General features: G+C 70.3%; 13 protein-coding genes and 1 pseudogene. 4 read left to right on the top strand and 10 right to left on the bottom strand.

All coding sequences use genetic code 11. The annotated features are described in order from the left end of the window. Window positions 1-216: 216 nt before the first annotated feature. Window positions 217-1,668, bottom strand: coding sequence for a DUF4153 domain-containing protein (locus tag ACZ6B8_RS06760; protein WP_471606514.1), 1,452 nt, complete (start codon window positions 1,666-1,668; stop codon window positions 217-219). A 120-nt stretch (window positions 1,669-1,788) separates the two neighbouring features. Here ACZ6B8_RS06760 and ACZ6B8_RS06755 point away from each other — a divergent pair, with 120 nt between their 5' ends. Next, window positions 1,789-2,037 carry a hypothetical protein gene (locus tag ACZ6B8_RS06755; protein ID WP_471606513.1) on the top strand — a complete coding sequence of 83 codons (249 nt, stop codon included), beginning with the start codon at window positions 1,789-1,791 and terminating at the stop codon, window positions 2,035-2,037. Between the two features lie 326 nt (window positions 2,038-2,363). Here ACZ6B8_RS06755 and ACZ6B8_RS06750 read toward each other — a convergent pair whose 3' ends face one another. Genes ACZ6B8_RS06750 through abc-f form a run of 3 tightly spaced genes read right to left on the bottom strand, consistent with a single transcriptional unit; the run spans window position 2,364 to window position 5,627 of the window. Further along, window positions 2,364-3,272: an ADP-ribosylglycohydrolase family protein gene (locus ACZ6B8_RS06750; protein WP_471606512.1), complete on the bottom strand. Its 909-nt coding sequence runs from the start codon at window positions 3,270-3,272 to the stop codon at window positions 2,364-2,366. Between the two features lie 50 nt (window positions 3,273-3,322). Beyond that, a complete protein-coding gene (locus ACZ6B8_RS06745; protein ID WP_471606511.1) occupies window positions 3,323-3,982 on the bottom strand; it encodes a histidine phosphatase family protein in 660 nt (219 codons plus the stop codon). A gap of 34 nt (window positions 3,983-4,016) precedes the next feature. Continuing rightward, on the bottom strand, window positions 4,017-5,627 hold the full coding sequence (gene abc-f / locus ACZ6B8_RS06740) for a ribosomal protection-like ABC-F family protein (protein WP_471606510.1): 1,611 nt from the start codon (window positions 5,625-5,627) through the stop codon (window positions 4,017-4,019). A gap of 403 nt (window positions 5,628-6,030) precedes the next feature. Between abc-f and ACZ6B8_RS06735 the strand changes: the two are divergent. After that, window positions 6,031-6,633 (top strand): annotated as a pseudogene (locus ACZ6B8_RS06735) (TetR-like C-terminal domain-containing protein); the annotation flags it as partial. A gap of 81 nt (window positions 6,634-6,714) precedes the next feature. Here the strand turns inward: ACZ6B8_RS06735 and ACZ6B8_RS06730 are convergent. Next, entirely contained in the window at window positions 6,715-7,320 is a 606-nt protein-coding gene (locus ACZ6B8_RS06730; RefSeq protein WP_471076688.1) for a YdbC family protein, read from the bottom strand. A gap of 33 nt (window positions 7,321-7,353) precedes the next feature. Beyond that, window positions 7,354-8,175, bottom strand: a complete 822-nt coding sequence (locus ACZ6B8_RS06725) for an arylamine N-acetyltransferase family protein (protein ID WP_471606509.1) — start codon at window positions 8,173-8,175, stop codon at window positions 7,354-7,356. Window positions 8,176-8,297: 122 nt separating this feature from the next. On the opposite strand from ACZ6B8_RS06725, the gene ACZ6B8_RS06720 reads away from it, so the two are divergent. Beyond that, window positions 8,298-8,873 carry a TerD family protein gene (locus ACZ6B8_RS06720; RefSeq protein WP_471076682.1) on the top strand — a complete coding sequence of 192 codons (576 nt, stop codon included), beginning with the start codon at window positions 8,298-8,300 and terminating at the stop codon, window positions 8,871-8,873. Window positions 8,874-9,058: 185 nt separating this feature from the next. On the opposite strand, the gene ACZ6B8_RS06715 is transcribed toward ACZ6B8_RS06720, so the two are convergent. Both ACZ6B8_RS06715 and nrdR read right to left on the bottom strand, forming a co-directional pair. Next, window positions 9,059-11,956: a vitamin B12-dependent ribonucleotide reductase gene (locus tag ACZ6B8_RS06715; protein ID WP_471076679.1), complete on the bottom strand. Its 2,898-nt coding sequence runs from the start codon at window positions 11,954-11,956 to the stop codon at window positions 9,059-9,061. Window positions 11,957-12,094: 138 nt separating this feature from the next. Then, window positions 12,095-12,640, bottom strand: a complete 546-nt coding sequence (nrdR, locus tag ACZ6B8_RS06710; RefSeq protein ID WP_471076676.1) for a transcriptional regulator NrdR — start codon at window positions 12,638-12,640, stop codon at window positions 12,095-12,097. Window positions 12,641-13,135: 495 nt separating this feature from the next. On the opposite strand from nrdR, the gene lexA reads away from it, so the two are divergent. Next, on the top strand, window positions 13,136-13,921 hold the full coding sequence (lexA, locus tag ACZ6B8_RS06705) for a transcriptional repressor LexA (protein ID WP_355804345.1): 786 nt from the start codon (window positions 13,136-13,138) through the stop codon (window positions 13,919-13,921). Window positions 13,922-14,037: 116 nt separating this feature from the next. Here lexA and ACZ6B8_RS06700 read toward each other — a convergent pair whose 3' ends face one another. Beyond that, entirely contained in the window at window positions 14,038-16,011 is a 1,974-nt protein-coding gene (locus ACZ6B8_RS06700; protein WP_471076673.1) for an ATP-dependent DNA helicase, read from the bottom strand. Window positions 16,012-16,051: 40 nt separating this feature from the next. Beyond that, on the bottom strand, window positions 16,052-17,920 hold the full coding sequence (locus tag ACZ6B8_RS06695; RefSeq protein WP_471606508.1) for an IucA/IucC family protein: 1,869 nt from the start codon (window positions 17,918-17,920) through the stop codon (window positions 16,052-16,054). Window positions 17,921-17,975 lie beyond the last annotated feature (55 nt).

Below are 17,975 nucleotides of genomic sequence, written 5' to 3'. Positions count from 1 at the left end.
GTCGACCACCACACCGTGGCCGACCCGGCACCCGCTCTTGCGTGCAGCGGAGCGGCGGAAACGGGCGGCGCAGGCGCGGCGCATGGGGCAGACACTTCGGGCGACATGAGGGGTGCGTACGTCCAGGCCTTGTCGTTCAGTAAGAAGTGGCGTCCGTATGGGGTGGCGTCAGTACGGGGTGGCGTCCGTACGGGGTGATGTCAGTACGGGGTGATGTCAGTACAAGGTGGTGGAGGAACCGGGGCCGCGTCCGGCGCCACTCCGGCCGCACAGGATGGGATCCACCGGAACCACCGGTCGCTTCTCGATGATCCGCCGGGCCCTGGCCTCCCCCACGCTGGTCGCGTACCACGGTCCACGCTCGTCATCGAGCTCGTCCGCCATGTCCATCAGCGCGCAGGAACGCTGCGGCTCCGGAAGCCCGTCCAGCGCCGGCACCGCGTCGGCCGACAGCTGACGCGCGTAGTCGAAGTCGAACTTCCCGGTCTCCTCGTAGCGCTGCACATTGCGCTCGGCTATCAGCGCGTCGGGCGACAGCAACCCGAACGCCAGCACACCCGCCGCCGCACTGGCCGCCACGGCACGCGGCAGCCACCGGGCGCCCCAGACACCCGCGGCCATGATCAACAGGAGGATCACACCGAGCCAGAGCTCCATGGCGACCACCGAGATCCGCAGCCTGGTCAGCCCGTACGCCTCCACGTACATGTCCATGCGGCGCACCGCCGACGCCACCACGACCAGTGTCATCACGCAGAGCGTGCCGAGCACCCCACGCACCAGAGTGCCGTCCCGCGCCCCGCCACGCGGCGCCCAGCGCAACGCGAACACGATCACCAGCAACGTGAGCAAGGTGGCGAGGAGCAACTGCCAGAACCCCTGGCGCGCATAGGAGGAGTACGAGAGTCCGGTCTTGTCGAGAACGGCCTCGTACCCCCCGAAGAGCACGGCCAGTTGCACCGCGTTGAACGCCGCGAACAGCGCGGTGAGCACGACCAGCGGCACCGCCCACTCGAGCCGGCCCCGCGCCCGTCCGGGACCCACCACGAGCCGGTCCCAGCGCACGGGCGACGCGGCGGTACGTGCCACGGCGAGCGCCCCGACCACCCCCGCGGCCAGGAGCAGGACACGCCCCGGGCTCTCGGCGACCGACGCATCGGGTATCAGCTCCCCGAGCAGGTCCGCGAAGGCCGCGTCCGCCCCGGCGAACAACGCGCCGAACACGACCAACAGCACCACGGTCACCCCGACCGCCCGCAGCACGGGCGCGGCGCCGCGCACCTCACCCGCCCGCTCCCGCACCCCGGACCAGCCCCACCGCAACCCCGGGACGACCGCCTCGAAGACACCGAGCGGACTCAGCACGACACCCGTCCACGTCCGGGAACCGTGCAACGCCAGCGACCCGAGCGTGAACGCGGCGACGATCGCGAGGAACGACGGCCACACCGCGTCCCGCAACGCCGGAACGACCAGCAGCGCGAACCCTCCCCCGGCCCACACCCACGACCACGGACGAGGCCACCGCCCGCGCCGGCCGCCCCGCCGCGCGGAGAACCAGGCGGCGACCCCGACCGGAACGGCGATGATCAACAGGTTCCACGCCAGCCCGTCCCCGAGCAACACCATGCTCAACAACCCGGCGACGAGCGCGGCGCCCAGCGTCACCGCCCCCACAGCCTCCGGAGGTTCCCCCCGCAAGTCCGCGAGGAGCGGCGGCTCCTGATGTGCCGCCACCTTCACGTCCCGCGGCCTCACCCGCTCCGCCGCGCTCTTCCTCGGCGGCGCATGACCACGCGCGGCACCGTACGATCCCGCCCTCACGGCACGACCACGCGCTCCGGCACCCGCGCCCCCACCGGGCACCCCGGCTGGTTCGGCTGGTTCGGCTGGTTCGGCTGGTTCGGCTGCCGCAAGGATGTCGTCGGCCTCGGGCTCGCCCCCTGGCGACCGGGAATCACCCGGCGCGTCACGTCCGTCAGGCGCATGACGTCCCTCCGGCGCGTCACGTCCGTCCGCAGCTTCACGTCCAGCTGATGTGTCTGACACGGGACCCCTCCCCCAATCGGCCCTCACCCAGCACGCGACCCACAACGGGTGGGCCGGGCCCGCGGAACCGGCATCTCGTTCCCCGCACGCGAGACCACGTCATGATCAACTGGCGGCCCGCCTCAGCGTAGCCGGGCGCCCCACTCCCGGCCTCGGGCCGATTCACGCCTGTGGCATGACCGTGACAGTGGCGACGCGCCCGCTTCGGCGCCGTCGCGACGCCCCGGCACGCGTACGGGTACGGGTACGGGTACGCAGTATCGGCTGACGTTTCGGTACGCCCTGCCGTTACCGGGCCTCGAACCGCCCGGTGGTCAGACCCCGACTCCGGGAACCCACCCGGGCAGATCCTCGGTCCGCTCCAGCCACTCCCCGGGCGGCGCTCCACCCTCGCCGGCCGCGACCACACCAGCCACGATGGCGCAGGTCGTGTCCATGTCCCCACCCACTTGCGCGGTGTCCCAGACGGCGCGCTCGAACGACCCGAGCCCGCGCGCGGCGGACCACAGCGCGAACGGCACCGTGTCATGGGCCGTCGTACGCCGGCCGCACCCCAGAACCGCCGCGACCGTCCCCGCATCGCCGTAGTCGAGCATGTCCCGCGCCCTGCGCAGTCCCGCCCCCACCGCGCTGCGCGGCACCAGGTCGATCACACCGTCGAGGAGCTGCTGCGGCGTGGGCGTCCCGGTGGGAGCTGCCGTCAGCGCCGCGGCCGCGGCCACCGCCATGGCCCCGACGACCGCCTCACGGTGCTGGTGCGTGGGGTACGCCGAGATCTCCGCCTGGTGCGTCGCCTGTTCCGGGTCGTCCGCGTACCAGGCGCCGAGGGGAGCGATCCGCATCGCGGCCCCGTTCCCCCAGGACCCCTGCCCCTTGAACAGCGCGGAGGCCAGCTCGCGCCAGTCCCCGCCCTCCCGGACCTGACCCAGCAATCGGTTCACCGCGGGCCCGTACCCACGGTCGACGTCATGGTGCTCGGCGAACGACCGGGCCAGCGCATCCTGGTCGATCCGGCGGTGTTCCACCAGAACGGCCAGCACTGAGCAAGCCATCTCGGTGTCGTCGGTCCACTGCCAGGGGGCGTCGGGCAGCTGTCGGCGCTTGAGCAGTGGGTAGTGCGCGGGCACGAAGAACTGTGAGCCCAGCGCATCCCCCACCGCCAGTCCGCGCAGGCTGGCCAGAGCGCGCTCGAGGCGCAGGTCGGGAGAGGAGTCAGCGGTCATCGCCCTGCCACTCTATCCGGTGAGGCCGTATCGGTTCGGTGAGGCCATGTCTAGCCGGTGACGCCGTACGACTCGGGCTCCCGCCACTGTTGGAACGGGCGGTCCAGCGTGTACTTGCCGTCCTCGCCGAGCACCAGCACCCTCATCTCTCCGTTCCCCGGGTTGGACAACGACTCGAACTCCGCGACCGACCAGTGGAACCACCGCATGCAGAACAACCGCATGGTCAGTCCGTGCGTGACCAGCAGGACGTTCGGCGGATGGTCCGGGGCCTCGAAACTCCGGTAGAGACTCTCCAGGAAAGCCCCCACCCGGTCGTAGACGTCGGCCCCCGACTCTCCTTGCGCGAACCGGTAGAAGAAGTGCCCGTACGCGTCGCGGTAGGCCTTCTGCAGGCGCACGTCGTCCCTGTCCTGCCAGTTGCCCCAGTCCTGCTCCCGCAGCCTCGGCTCCTCGCGCACCCGCACCAGCTCGGGGTCGAGCCGCAGCGCCTGGAAGGTCTCGTGGGTGCGGCGGTACGGCGAGACGTACACGCTCACCCGCTCGCGCCCGACCAGTTCCCGCAGGTGCTTGCCGGTGTCCTCGGCCTGGGACCACCCCGTCTCGGTGAGGGCGAGTGCGTGGTCGGGCTCGCGCTCGTACACGGTGTCGTCGGCGTTTCCGGCCGACTCGCCGTGCCGGACGAGGAAGATGCGCCGCGGGCGTGCCATACGGAAACCCTAGATCGGGTCACCGGCGGGCTGCTCAGTCGGGTAGGCGCCCGGACTCCATCCGGCGTATTCGGCCCGTGAATCGCCGGCGCAGCGATCGGTCGTGCGAGACGACCACCAGGGCCCCCGTCCACTGGTCGAGGGCGCTCTCCAGCTCCTCGACCAGGCCGAGCGCCAGGTGGTTGGCGGGCTCGTCGAGCAGGAGCAGGTCGGCGGGTCTGGCGAGCAGCCGCGCGAGGGCCAGCCTCCGCCGCTGCCCCGCGGACAAGGACCCCACCGGGACGTGCAGGTCACGAGGGCGGAACAGGCCGAACGAGAGGAGCAGTTCCCGCTGCTCGTCCACGGTGCGTCCCAGCCCTCTGCCGAACACATCGAGCACACGGTCCGTGGGCCGCCGGACCGGTATTTCCTGGGCGAGATAGCCGATCCGGCCTCTGCGAACGACGGTGCCCGCATCGGGTTCGAGCACGCCCGCCATGGTGCGCAGCAGAGTGGACTTGCCCGCGCCGTTCCCCCCGTGGATCAGCAGTCGTTCGCCGGCCGAGACGGTGAGCGAGTCCACGCTGAGACGCTCGCCCACGCGCACGTCCCGCAGGGTCACCAGGGCCCCCTCGGCCGCGCCTGCCATGGGTCGCGCCACGAACCGCAGCGGTTCCGGCGGTTTGGGCACCTCCTGTTCCCGCAGTCTGCGGAGCCGCTCCTGGGCGTTCCGCACGCGCCCGGAAACCGACGCCTGAACCCGCCCTCCGGCCCGGTCGTAGGCCATCTTGTTGTTGTCCTTCATGCCCCGGCCACCGGCGACGGTGTGTGCCGTCGTCGCCATGAACTCCTGCAGCCGACTCGTCTCCTCGCACCACTGCGCGTACTCCTGCTCCCAGCGCTGGCGGGCGGCCGCCCGCTCCGCGACGAGTCCTCGATAGCCACCGCCGTGCCGTACGACGGAGCGGCGGTCCGCGTCCACTTCGAGGATCGCGGTCGCGACACGCTCCAGGAACGTGCGGTCGTGGGAGACGGCGACCACCGTCCCGCGGTGCGCGGACAGGGCATCCTCCAGCCAGTCCAGCGCGCCCTCGTCCAGGTGGTTGGTCGGTTCGTCCAGGAGCATGAGCTCGGGTGACGCGGCCAGGAGGCAGGCGAGGCCCAGCCGGGCCTGCTCGCCGCCGGACAGGCTGCCCAGGGTTCTGTCCCGGTCGATGTGAGCGAGGCCCAGTCCGTGCATCGCCTTGTCCACGCGCGCGTCCGCCTCGTAGCCACCCCGCAGTTCGAAGGCCGTCAGGAGGTCGCCGTACTCTCCCAACTCCCGCTCGGTCGCGGCACCGAGTCCGGATTCGAGATCGCGCAACCGCGCTTCCATCGACCGCAGTTCGGCCAGCGCCGCGTCGATCGCGTCCGCGACACGGCGGTCCGGCGGGAGCCGCGGAGTCTGCGCGAGAAGTCCGGCTCCTCCCTCTGCGACGGTCACCACTTCTCCCTCGTCGGGACGCTCGTCGCCGGACATCAGATGCAGCAGCGTCGACTTTCCCGCGCCGTTCTCCCCCACGACTCCTATGCGCTCGCCCGGGCGGATCGCGAGAGACACCCCGTCGAAGAGCAGTCGCTCCCCACGCGTCTTGGTCACACCATGCAGAGAGATCTGAGTAGGCATGGGCAAAGCACCCCCGGTTCCCCATCCAACAAGCAAACGCAACAGCTGTCGCATTACGACGAGTGTGACACACTGCCGGGGCTAATGCAACGCGAGTAGCGATAAATTCGTGGAGCGGGGTGTCGAGGGAGCCGCGTGCCGCGCCACGCCGCGGGAGCCGAGGGAGAGGAACGAAGCGATGAGCGAGCGGGGAGCCCCGGCCGGCGGGACCGGGCCGGCGGAGCAGGGCAGGCGGGCCGGGCCGTCCGGACAACGGGACGGAGCTGGGCGAGCCGATGGGACCGGACCGGACGAGCGGACCGGCCAGAACGACCGGGTCGACCGGGCCGACCGGAAAGACCGGGCCGCGCAGCCCGAAAACCGCACGAACCAGCCCACGCAGCCCGGACATGAGGAGCCGGCGAACCCCGCCCCCGGCACCCGCCGCCCCGGTGGCCGAACGGCCCGCACCCGCGCAGCCGTCCGCGACGCCGTGCTGAGCGGCCTCGCCGACCACGGCTACCCGGGCCTCACCGTCGAATACGTGGCCGATCACTCCGGGGTGCACAAGACCACGCTCTACCGGCGCTGGGGCGGCCTCGAGGGCATGGTCGCGGATGCCCTGGACATGGCGGGTGAGGACAACTGGACCCCGCCGGACACGGGAAGTCTGGAGGGCGACCTGCGTGAGCTGGCCCGCGAGGTGGTCGGCTCCTTCTCCGACGAGGCGGCCGCCTCCGCACCGACGGCCTTCGTCGCGGCGGCGTTCCAGTCGAAGAGGGCCGCCGATGCCCTGCACGCCTTCTACGCCGAGCGCTTCGGACGCTGCGAGGCGGTCGTCGCTCGCGCCGTGGCCCGCGGCGAAGCGCCCCCGGACACGGACGCGGCGGCGCTCGTCCGCGCCGTTTCGGCCCCCCTGCTGCTCCGCGTGTTCATCACGCGGGAACCGATCGACGCGGCACTGGCCGACCAGTCGGCGGCGGCGGCCGTCGCGGCGACCCGCGAGGGCGCGTTCGCTCGGAGGTGAGGGGGCCCGCGCCATGGCCGGCCCAGCGACGGCCCCTCGGACCCGGCCGCTACTGGATCAGGCAGTTACGGAGCCCGTGAGTCACACCGTCCACGACGGCTCCAACTCCACGATGTCTCCCGCGAGCGCGGAGACATCGGCGTCCGTCTGCGCCCGCAGCGACAGGCGTTCCACCCGCTCGGCGCGGTACTTGCCGTGTTCGGCTGCCGACTGCCACATGGAGAGCACCAGGAACTCGTGGCCCGGCGCCTCTCCGAAGAGTCCGCGCACCATCCCCGGGGAGCCGGCCATCGCCGGATTCCAGACCTTCTCCTGCATCAGCGCGAAGTGCTCGACCCGCGCCTCGCGGACCCTGCAGTGCGCGACACGCACCACGTCGGCGTCCGTGAAGCGCGGCTCGAACCCGGTCTTCACGTCGAAACGGTGGTCGAAGAGCTTGGCCTGGAGGTTCTTGTGCGTACCGGCCTGCGCGGCCGCGAGGCGGTCGTGCGAGCGCGCCATGAAGGAGTCGTAGAAGGCACGGCTCTCCCAGAACGTGAAGACGTGGGCGACGCCCTGCCGTCCCCGACTCCACCCCCCGCCCTGTCCCCGAAATCCCGGCTCTCCCAACAGCCCCGCCCACTTTCGCTGACCTCGTTCGAACCCCCGACGGTCCACCACGGTGCAGCGAATCCACTTGACCAGCACCGCGCCATCGTACGGCGCGGAGACCGGCCCGGGTCACGCTCCGGCGTAGTGCGCCCTGATCAGCTCGGCGGAGTCATCCGCATGGAGTTCGATACCGAACTCTCGGTCGAGAACGGACATCAATTCGCCCACAGGAACGCTTCGTTCGTCCACCGCGCCATCCGCGCGCGTGAGCGTCAGCTGATCGCCCACCAGCCGTCGGCGGACCTCCGGACCGGCCTTCTGCAGTACCGGGCGGCGGATGAACGCCGACCGGGGATGGGTCGACGTGTAGTGGTTCATCACCACGTAGTCGACGGGAAGGCGGCGCTCCTGGGTGTACGCGTAGAGGTCGAACCAGCCGTCGGAGCCCTGCGTCTGCAACACCAGGACACCCTCGTCCTCCTGCTCGACGCGGTATCGCCACTCTCCTTGTCGCCGTTCCACGCCGGCGCGCAGCGGAATGGGATCGAGCAGTCCGTCGGCGCCGAAGCCGACGTCGCAATGGAACGCCTCGCCGTCCACCTCGACCTTCAGGAGCATGTGCGTCACCGCGCGCGTGACGGAGGCCCCGGCCCTGACACGGGCCGCGAGCCCGGTGACGTCGAAGCCGAGGCGCTCCAGGGCGGCGGCGAAGAGCAGGTTCTGCTCGTAGCAGTAGCCGCCCCTGCGGCCGTGGAGCAGCTTGTCCTGCAGTGCGGGCAGGTCCAGCGGGACCGGCCGGCCAAGCATCATCTCGAGGTTCTCGAAGGGGATGGCCGCCACGTGCTCCCTGTGGAGCAGGTACAGCGTGTCCAGATCCGGCTTCGTCCCGCCCGTGTGCCCGAGTCTCGCCAAGTAGGCCTCGATATCGAGCTCTTCCCCGTTCCATGTCATGGATCCATGATCCCCCAGGCCGTGTCAACTGCCGAGCCGCGTCGCCCGCGGCTTGTTGTCACCGCTCCTGACCAGGGATGCCTCGGCGTTGTCAGGGGTACGCCGTAGCGTGGGTGTCGGACATGCCTGGTGGATCCGCAGCGGCCAGGTCACGAGGAGGGGGATATCCGGTGAGCAGTGTCAGCAAGGGAATCAAGAAGGTCGAAGTCGGGCTCAAGTGGGACCCGAGCCCGGCCGGTGCGCCGCCCAACGACCTCGACATCATCGCCGCGACCTACGCGGCGGACGCCCCGTACGGCAGCCCGGTCTACCTGGTGCACTTCGACAGCAGGTCCCCCGACGGCACGATCACGCTCAACCGGGACAGCAGGACGGGCCAGGGTTTCGGCTTCGACGAGGTCATGACCCTGGAACTGGACCGGCTGGCGGGCTCGTTCGTCCGGGTCGTCGTCGGAGTGGCCATACAGCAGCAGGAGGAGGAAAGGGTCTTCGGCGAGATCGCGAACACCGCGGTCCGCATCCGCGAGGGGTACACGGACCTGGCGCAGCTCGACCTGTCCGAGGTCTCCGGGTACCCGGCCGCGACCGTCGCCGAGTTCACCCGGGACGAGTCCGGGGCCTGGTCGTTCCGCCAGGACGTCCACGGCTTCGACACCGACCCGACGACGTTCGCCTCGGTCATGGGCTCCGAGCGCTGAGTCCCCGAACTCTTCTCGGTCGAGGATTTCGCGACAGGTCGCCCGCAACGCCTCCAGCTGTGCCGCGGTACACGTACCGACACGGAAGGGAGGGGCCCGGCCCATGGCCGGCGCCCCTCCCTCACAGAGAACGCCCTCGGGGTTCAGCTACGTCGGATGGTGCGTCCGACGCCCTGCCACCCGGTTCAGCTGCAGCCGCTGGTCGAGCCGCAGCCCTCGCAGATGTAGCAGGAGCCCGCACGCTGCATCTTCGTGCCGCAGGAGAAGCACAGCGGCGCGTCGGCCTGGATGCCCAGCTGCATCTCCACCAGCTCGGCGCTGGTGTGCGCCTGCTGCGGGGCGGCCTTGGCCGCCTCGGACTCGGCCTGCGGCGTGGCGACGGCCTTCAGGGAATCGGTCTGCAGGGGGGCTGACTGCGCCAGGCCCTCGACGTCGACCTCGTCCTCGCTGGGCTCGTACGACCCGGTCTCCAGGTGGCGCTGACGCTCCTCGGCGGAGTGGATGCCGAGCGCGGAGCGCGTCTCGAAGGGCAGGAAGTCGAGCGCCAGGCGGCGGAAGATGTAGTCGACGATCGACTGCGCCATCCGGACGTCCGGGTCGTCCGTCATGCCGGCCGGCTCGAACCGCATGTTCGTGAACTTGGAGACGTACGTCTCCAGGGGCACGCCGTACTGCAGACCGACCGAGACGGCGATGGAGAAGGCGTCCATCATGCCCGCGAGGGTCGAGCCCTGCTTGGACATCTTCAGGAAGACCTCGCCGAGACCGTCGTCCGGGTAGGAGTTGGCGGTCATGTAGCCCTCGGCGCCACCCACCGTGAAGGACGTGGTGATGCCGGGACGCCCCTTCGGCAGACGCTTGCGGACCGGGCGGTACTCGATCACCTTCTCGACCGCGGCACGGATCGTGTCCTCGGTCTTCTCGGTGATCTCGGCCTTCGCCTCCTCCTTCTTCTTGGCGGAGAGGGGCTGGCCGACCTTGCAGTTGTCGCGGTAGATGGCGAGCGCCTTGACGCCCATCTTCCACGCCTCGAAGTAGACCTCTTCGACGTCCTCGACGGTGGCGGTCTCCGGGAGGTTGACCGTCTTGGAGAGGGCGCCAGAGATCCACGGCTGGATGGCCGCCATCATGCGGACGTGGCCCATCGCGGAGATGGAACGCTCGCCCATGGCGCAGTCGAAGACCTCGTAGTGCTCGGGCTTGAGGCCCGGGGCGTCGATCACATTGCCGTTCTCGGCGATGTGGGCGACGACCGCCTCGATCTGCTCCTCCTGGTAGCCCAGGCGACGCAGGGCCTGCGGCACGGTGCCGTTGACGATCTGCATCGAGCCGCCGCCGACGAGCTTCTTGAACTTCACCAGGGCGAGGTCGGGCTCCAGGCCCGTGGTGTCGCAGGACATCGCGAGACCGATGGTGCCGGTCGGGGCGATGACCGACGCCTGAGAGTTACGGAAACCGTTCTTCTCACCGAGGCGGACCACGTCCTGCCAGGCCTCCGTGGCGGCGGCCCAGATCGGCGAGTCCAGGTCGTCCACGCGGATGGCCGAGGCGTTGGCGTCGGCGTGCTGCTTCATGACGCGCTGGTGCGGCGTGGCGTTCTTGGCGTAGCCGTCGTAGGGACCGACGACCGCGGCGAGCTCGGCGGAGCGCTTGTACGAGGTACCCGTCATCAGCGACGTGATGGCGCCGGCGAGGGCACGGCCGCCGTCGGAGTCGTACGCGTGACCGGTGGCCATCAGCAGGGCGCCGAGGTTGGCGTAGCCGATGCCCAGCTGCCGGAAGGCGCGGGTGTTCTCGCCGATCTTCTGGGTCGGGAAGTCCGCGAAGCAGATGGAGATGTCCATCGCGGTGATGACCAGCTCGACGACCTTGGAGAAGCGCTCGGCGTCGAAGGACTGGTTGCCCTTGCCGTCGTCCTTCAGGAACTTCATCAGGTTCAGCGAGGCGAGGTTGCAGGACGTGTTGTCCAGGTGCATGTACTCGCTGCACGGGTTCGAGCCGTTGATGCGGCCGGACTCCGGGCAGGTGTGCCAGGCGTTGATGGTGTCGTCGTACTGGATGCCGGGGTCGGCGCACGCCCACGCGGCCTCGGCCATCTTGCGGAAGAGCGACTTGGCGTCGACCTCCTCGATGACGTCACCGGTCATCCGGCCCCGCAGACCGAACTTGGAGCCGGACTCCACGGCCTTCATGAACTCGTCGTTCACGCGGACCGAGTTGTTGGCGTTCTGGTACTGGACGGAGGTGATGTCGTCGCCACCCAGGTCCATGTCGAAGCCCGCGTCGCGGAGCGCGCGGATCTTCTCCTCTTCCTTCACCTTGGTCTCGATGAAGCCCTCGATGTCGGGGTGGTCGACGTCGAGGATGACCATCTTGGCCGCGCGGCGCGTGGCGCCACCGGACTTGATCGTTCCTGCGGAGGCGTCGGCACCGCGCATGAAGGAGACGGGACCCGAGGCATTGCCTCCGGAGGACAGCAGTTCCTTGGAGGAACGGATGCGGGAGAGGTTCAGGCCGGCGCCGGAGCCGCCCTTGAAGATCATGCCCTCTTCCTTGTACCAGTCGAGGATCGACTCCATGGAGTCGTCGACGGCCAGGATGAAGCAGGCGGACACCTGCTGCGGCTGGGGCGTGCCCACGTTGAACCAGACCGGCGAGTTGAAGCTGAAGATCTGGTGCAGGAGGGCGTACGCCAGCTCGTGCTCGAAGATCTCGGCGTCCGCGGGCGAGGCGAAGTAGCTGTAGTCCTCGCCGGCCTTGCGGTACGTCTTCACGATGCGGTCGATCAGCTGCTTGAGGCCGGTCTCGCGCTGCGGGGTACCGACGGCCCCGCGGAAGTACTTGCTGGTGACGATGTTGACCGCGTTCACCGACCAGAAGTCGGGGAACTCGACGCCACGCTGCTCGAAGTTGACCGAGCCGTCGCGCCAATTGGTCATGACGACGTCCCGGCGCTCCCAGGCCACCTCGTCGTACGGATGCACGCCGGGGGTCGTGTGGATGCGCTCGATACGCAGACCCTTGCTGGCCTTGGACCCCTTGGCGCGGGAACCTCGTGCCGGGCCGCTCGTCGTCTCGGTCATGCCGCCTCCCTGTATCAGGCTAAAACGCCCTGAAGTGCCACGTTCTTCCCTGTGGCACGGATGTGTGTCTGGTGTTGCGGACGTCGCAGAGGACGCCCTCAACAGGTCTGGTTCGCCGCCGGCCGGTCGGTCAGCCGGTCAGTCGGCGGCAGTGGCGGGCACCGGGACTTCGGCAGTCCCTCCGGGCCCGCAGTCATTCACGACGCGCTCTCCGCCCGCGTCGCGCGGCTCCGCGTACAGCCGCTGTTCCCTCAGCTCACCGATGGCAGCCTCGAAGTCCTCGAGCGAGTCGAAGGCCCGGTACACGGACGCGAAGCGCAGGTAGGCGACGAGGTCGAGCTCCTGCAACGGGCCCAGTATGGCAAGACCCACGTCGTGCGTGGTGAGCTCCGCGCTCCCGGTGGCGCGCACGGCCTCCTCGACCCGCTGGCCGAGCAGCGCGAGCGCGTCCTCGGTCACCGGACGGCCCTGGCACGCCTTGCGGACGCCGTTGATCACCTTCGTACGACTGAAGGGCTCGGTCACGCCGCTGCGCTTGACCACCATCAGTGAGCACGTCTCCACCGTCGTGAAACGGCGGGAGCAGTCGGGGCACTGACGGCGCCTGCGGATCGACGTGCCGTCGTCGGTGGTGCGGCTGTCGACGACGCGGCTGTCGGGGTGCCTGCAGAAGGGGCAGTGCATGGAACTCCCAACCCTCCTTCACGGCACGACTCATAGGCCTCAACGGGCCCTGGAGACCCTCGAAGCAGCCCCAAGCATAGGCGATCCATGAGCCCCCGGAAGACCAGGGACCACAACTTCTGGGCTGCTGCCGCAATCCAACCACTAGATCTGGGGTTGGGCCGCTTTTTCGGTACCTCGCGTGTCGCGTCGCCTCAGCGGGCGCCGGGCGGGCACGGCCGTCACTCACGCCGCTCGCGGCGGGGGCCGGTGCGGGGCCGGCGGGGCGCCGGGTGGCACTATGGGAGCCCCACGGAGGGGCTCAAGGTCCCGGCGGTGAAGCGTACCGTAATGAACCGAATTGCCGTTCGGCCCGAGCGTCGGTCATACACCCAAACACATGATCACGGTAGGTAATCTCCACTTTTTCACTCGAACGTGTGTTTGGCGCAACCTTTCGAAAGCAACTACCGTTGGCTAGCTAGGGAGAGAACATCTCGAGAGGGGCCGACCGACGTGACCACCACCGCAGACAGCGCCACCATCACTGCCCAGGACCGTTCCCAGAGCCGACTCGAGCCGGTGCATGCCATGAATGACGCAGCCACGAACCAGGAGGGGCCCGCGCCCACCCGCTCCCTGCCGGGCCGACCTCCAGGCATCCGCGCCGACAGCTCGGGACTGACCGACCGGCAGCGCCGGGTGATCGAGGTCATCAGGGACTCCGTGCAGCGGCGCGGCTACCCGCCGTCGATGCGGGAGATCGGTCAGGCCGTCGGCCTCTCCAGCACCTCCTCCGTCGCCCATCAGCTGATGGCCCTGGAGCGCAAGGGCTTCCTGCGCCGCGACCCGCACCGCCCGCGGGCGTACGAGGTGCGGGGCTCGGACCAGCCCAGCAGCCAGCCCACCGACACCACCGGCAAGCCCGCCGCTTCGTACGTCCCGCTCGTCGGCCGTATCGCGGCCGGTGGGCCGATCCTCGCCGAGGAGTCGGTGGAGGATGTCTTCCCTCTCCCCCGGCAGCTCGTGGGCGACGGCGAGCTCTTCGTCCTGAAGGTCGTCGGCGACTCCATGATCGAGGCCGCCATCTGTGACGGCGACTGGGTGACGGTCCGCCGCCAGCCCGTGGCGGAGAACGGCGACATCGTGGCCGCCATGCTGGACGGCGAAGCGACGGTCAAGCGCTTCAAGCGCGAGGACGGCCACGTCTGGCTGCTCCCGCACAACTCCGCGTACCAGCCCATCCCCGGCGACGAGGCGACGATCCTCGGCAAGGTGGTGGCGGTGCTGCGGCGAGTCTGAGGACTCCGCCCCTGACCGGGCCCCGGGACCAACTGCGCCGGTTCCGGGGCCCTGCTGCGTCCGCAGCGGCGGCCGGGTAGGCCGGCCCGTGGCCTTACCCGCCCTGCCGCCGCGCCCTACGCGTCCTCGACGGCCTTGGCCGCGGCGTCGATGGCGGCCAGCGAGCGGCGCGCCTGGTTACGGTCCGTCGTGTACCAGAAATCGGGCAGCGAGGCCTTCAGATAGCTGCCGTAGCGGGCGGTGGCCAGGCGGGGGTCCAGTACGGCGACCACGCCGCGGTCCCCGGACGCCCGGACCAGACGCCCCGCCCCCTGCGCCATCAGCAACGCCGCATGGGTCGCCGCGACGGCCATGAAGCCATTGCCACCGGCGTCGTCCACCGCCTTCTGGCGGGCGCTCATCAGCGGATCGTCGGGGCGCGGGAACGGGATCTTGTCCATGATCACCAGCTGACAGCTGGGGCCCGGCACATCGACGCCCTGCCACAGCGAGAGCGTCCCGAACAGACACGTCCTGGGGTCCGCCGCGAAGCCCTTGATCAGCTCGCCCAGGGTCTCCTCGCCCTGCAGCAGGATGGGCACGTCCAGCCGCTCCCGCAGTTCCTCCGCGGCCCCCTGGGCGGCGCGCATGGAGGAGAACAGGCCGAGGGTCCGGCCACCGGCCGCCTCGATCAGCTCTGCCAGCTCGTCCAGCATGTCGCTGCGGGTGCCCTCGCGCCCCGGGCGGGCCAGGTGCTTGGCGACGTACAGGATGCCCTGCTTGCCGTAGTCGAACGGCGAACCGACGTCGAGGCCCTTCCAGACGGGGGCGTCCTCGGATTCCGTCCCCTCCGGGGAGAGGCCGAGCGACGCGCCCACTCCGTTGAAGTCGCCGCCGAGCTTCAGCGTGGCGGAGGTCAGGACCACCGATCGGTCGGCGAAGAGCTTCTCCCGGAGCAGCCCCGACACCGACATGGGGGCCACCCGCAGCGAGGCACCGAAGCGCTCATGCCGCTCGTACCAGACGACGTCCCACTCGGAGCCGTTCGTGATGCGCTCCGAGACGTCGTGGATCGACTCCACGGAGGCGAGCGCCTGCTTGCGGACCGCGTCCTCGTCCTGGACCGACTTGTCGCGGGTCGAGCCGAGCGCGGAGATCACCGTGCGAGCGGCATCGCGCAGGGCCATCAGCGCATACCCGAGGTCTTCGGGGATCTCTTCCAGCCGGCCCGGCAGCGCCAGCTCCATCAGCCGCTCGAAGCCCTCCGAAGCGGTCTGGAGCTGGTCCGCCGCCTTTTCGTTGACCAGCTTGGCCACACGGCGCACGGCACGGTTCACCTGCCCCGGCGTGAGCTCGCCCGTGGCCACGCCGGTGACCCGGGAGACCAGCTCGTGTGCCTCGTCCACGATCAGCACCTCGTGCTGGGGCAGGACGGGGGCGCCCTCGATGGCGTCGATGGCGAGCAGCGCGTGGTTCGTGACGACGACGTCGGAGAGCTTGGCGCGCTCGCGGGACGCCTCGGCGAAGCACTCCGCCCCATAGGCACACTTCGAGGCGCCCAGGCACTCCCTGGAGGAGACGGACACCTGGGACCAGGCGCGGTCGGACACACCCGGGGTGAGGTCGTCGCGGTCGCCGGTCTCGGTCTCGTCCGCCCAGTCCCGCATCCGCAGCAGGTCCTGGCCCAGCTTGCTGGTGGGAGCGGCCGCCTCGAACTGGTCGAAGAGCCCTTCCTCCTCGTCCTGCGGCATGCCCTCGTGGAGGCGGTGCAGGCAGAGGTAGTTCGAACGCCCCTTGAGCATCGCGAACTGCGGGCGGCGGCGCAGCAGCGGATGCAGCGCGTCCACCGTCCGCGGCAGGTCCCGCTCCACGAGCTGGCGCTGCAGGGCGAGGGTGGCCGTGGCGATCACCACGCGCTCGCCGTGCGCCAGGGCGGGCACCAGGTAGCCGAGGGACTTGCCCGTGCCGGTGCCGGCCTGGACCAGCAGGTGGGAGCCGTCGTCGATCGCCTCGGCGACGGTCTCGGCCATGGACACCTGGCCAGGGCGTTCCGTGCCGCCGACGGCGGTGACGGCGGCGTGCAGGAGCTCGGGGAGGGAGGGCTTCGTCATAGCGCGACCACCCTACGGTGCCCCACTGACATCCCGCCGATCAAGGCTGGTGGAGGGGGTTGGCCACGGTCCCGTGCACGGCGGCGTGCGGGCGCTGCGCCCGGTCGCGGTAGCCGTCGAGGTGGAGGCGGTTCCGGTTGAGACACAGCCGCTCGATACGGGGTGTGAGCAGGTCGAACATCTCGTACCGCTCCTTGAGCTCCGGGGCGCGGGCCTGGTACCTGAGGATCTCCGCACGCACATACCCCCAGAAGTCCCCTTCCGCGATCCCCAGTTGTTCCTCGCACAGCGGCGCGAGGTAGCGGAAGACACCGACGAAGAGACCCGAGTGGATGAACTGTGTGAGGAAGCCGGGCGGCTCGGTGAGGAGTACGTCGCGGACGGCGGCCGGCATCGAGTCCTGTTCGGGCAGCGGTACGGCGCTGACGTTGACGTCGTCCACGAAGTCCTTCACCGCCAAGCGGACGGGCACGTCCTTGCCGTCGAAGACCACGATCGTGTTCTCCCCGTGGGGGGAGAACACCGTGCCGTAGCGGTACAGGAAGTGCAGAAGGGGAGGCAGCAGCGCGACGAGGAGCCGGCGCAGCCAGGCCGCCGGGGCCAGCCCCGAGCGTTCCACGAGTTCCGCGACGAAGGCGCGCCCCGTGGGGTCGGTGTGGGTGAGTGAGGCGAGGGTGCGGGCGCGCTCACCCGGCGCGAGATGGCGGCCGACCGGCTCCCGCCAGATCGCTCCGAGGAGTTCCCGGTACTGGTAGGGGACCTCGGGCAGCCCGTCGTAGACCGGGTGTTCGACGGCCACCGAGGCCACCTCGCCGAGCAGGATCACCCCGCACTCGTCCCGGAGGAAGGGGTCCCCGTCGCGGAGTGCGTGCATCCATGCCGTCACGGCGGGGGCGGCGACCGTGCGGCCCGTCGGCAGCCCGCGCCACACCAGGGTGTTGAGGACCGACAGGGGCAGCTTCACGGTGTGCCGGTCGGGGCGGGACATGTTGAGGAACGTGCGGATGGACTGTTGGGGGAGGCGCAGGTCGCCGTCGCTGCAGAGCGGCACGATGGCGTCCGCGGCGATGGACGGGGCGAAGAGCGGCAGCACGATCTCGTCCCACTGCCAGGGGTGCACGGGGAGGTACAGGTACTGCCGCGGGTCCAGTCCCCGTGCCCGGAGTAAGTCGGCGAAGGCCTGCCTGGTGTCCGCGGTGAGTTCGCCGTCGTAGAGCTGCTGGGCGGTTTCCAGCCCCGCGACGCCGCGGTACACGGCGAGGTCGGTGTGGACGGCGATCCACGGGAGCGGTGTCGGGCGGCGGGCCTCGGGTGCCCACCGGTCGGTGTCGGCCGCGGAGAATCCGATGCGGCCCTTGTTGAGCACGATCCAGGGGTGGCCGGTCTGGTGCCCTTCGAGCTCCGCGTAGCCGAGGTCCGCGAGCTGGGCCGCGCTCAGCGCCGTGTGGTCGAGCCGGGCGTCGGCGCCGAGCGTGACCGTGAGCTCGCGGATGAGGTGACCGAGTGTGGCGCCGTCCAGGCCGAGGGTCCGGCGGGCCAGGACGAGGAAGCGCACCGGGTCGTCGACGGCGACGGCCGGCCCGTCCCCCTCGGCGAGGGTCAGGCCGGCCGTGTCCACATACCAGCTGCCGTACGAGCCGCGGCGGGCCCGGAAGGTGAGGCAGGCGTCCTGCCCTCCGCCGGACGCGGAGGCTCCGTCCCGCCCGGCCGGTTCGAGAGGGAGCCGGTAGGTGTCCGCTTCCGCGCCCCCCGCCGGTACGGGGTGGATGACCTCCTCGTACGCGAACTCGCCGATCATCTTGGCCAGCAGGCGGCGGCCTGCCTGCCGCCACCTGTCCGGGGTCAGCTCGGGCGGGTCGTGCAGCTCGGCGCCAGGGCGGGGGATCTGGCCGGCGGACGGATTCGGCACGGGGACTCCTCAGGGAGGGAACCGGATCGGGTCGAGCGGAGTTACTAAGAGTGAC

The sequence above is a fragment of the Streptomyces sp. NPDC041122 genome (genome assembly GCF_055592445.1).
This window is presented reverse-complemented; position numbering and strand designations above follow the sequence as displayed.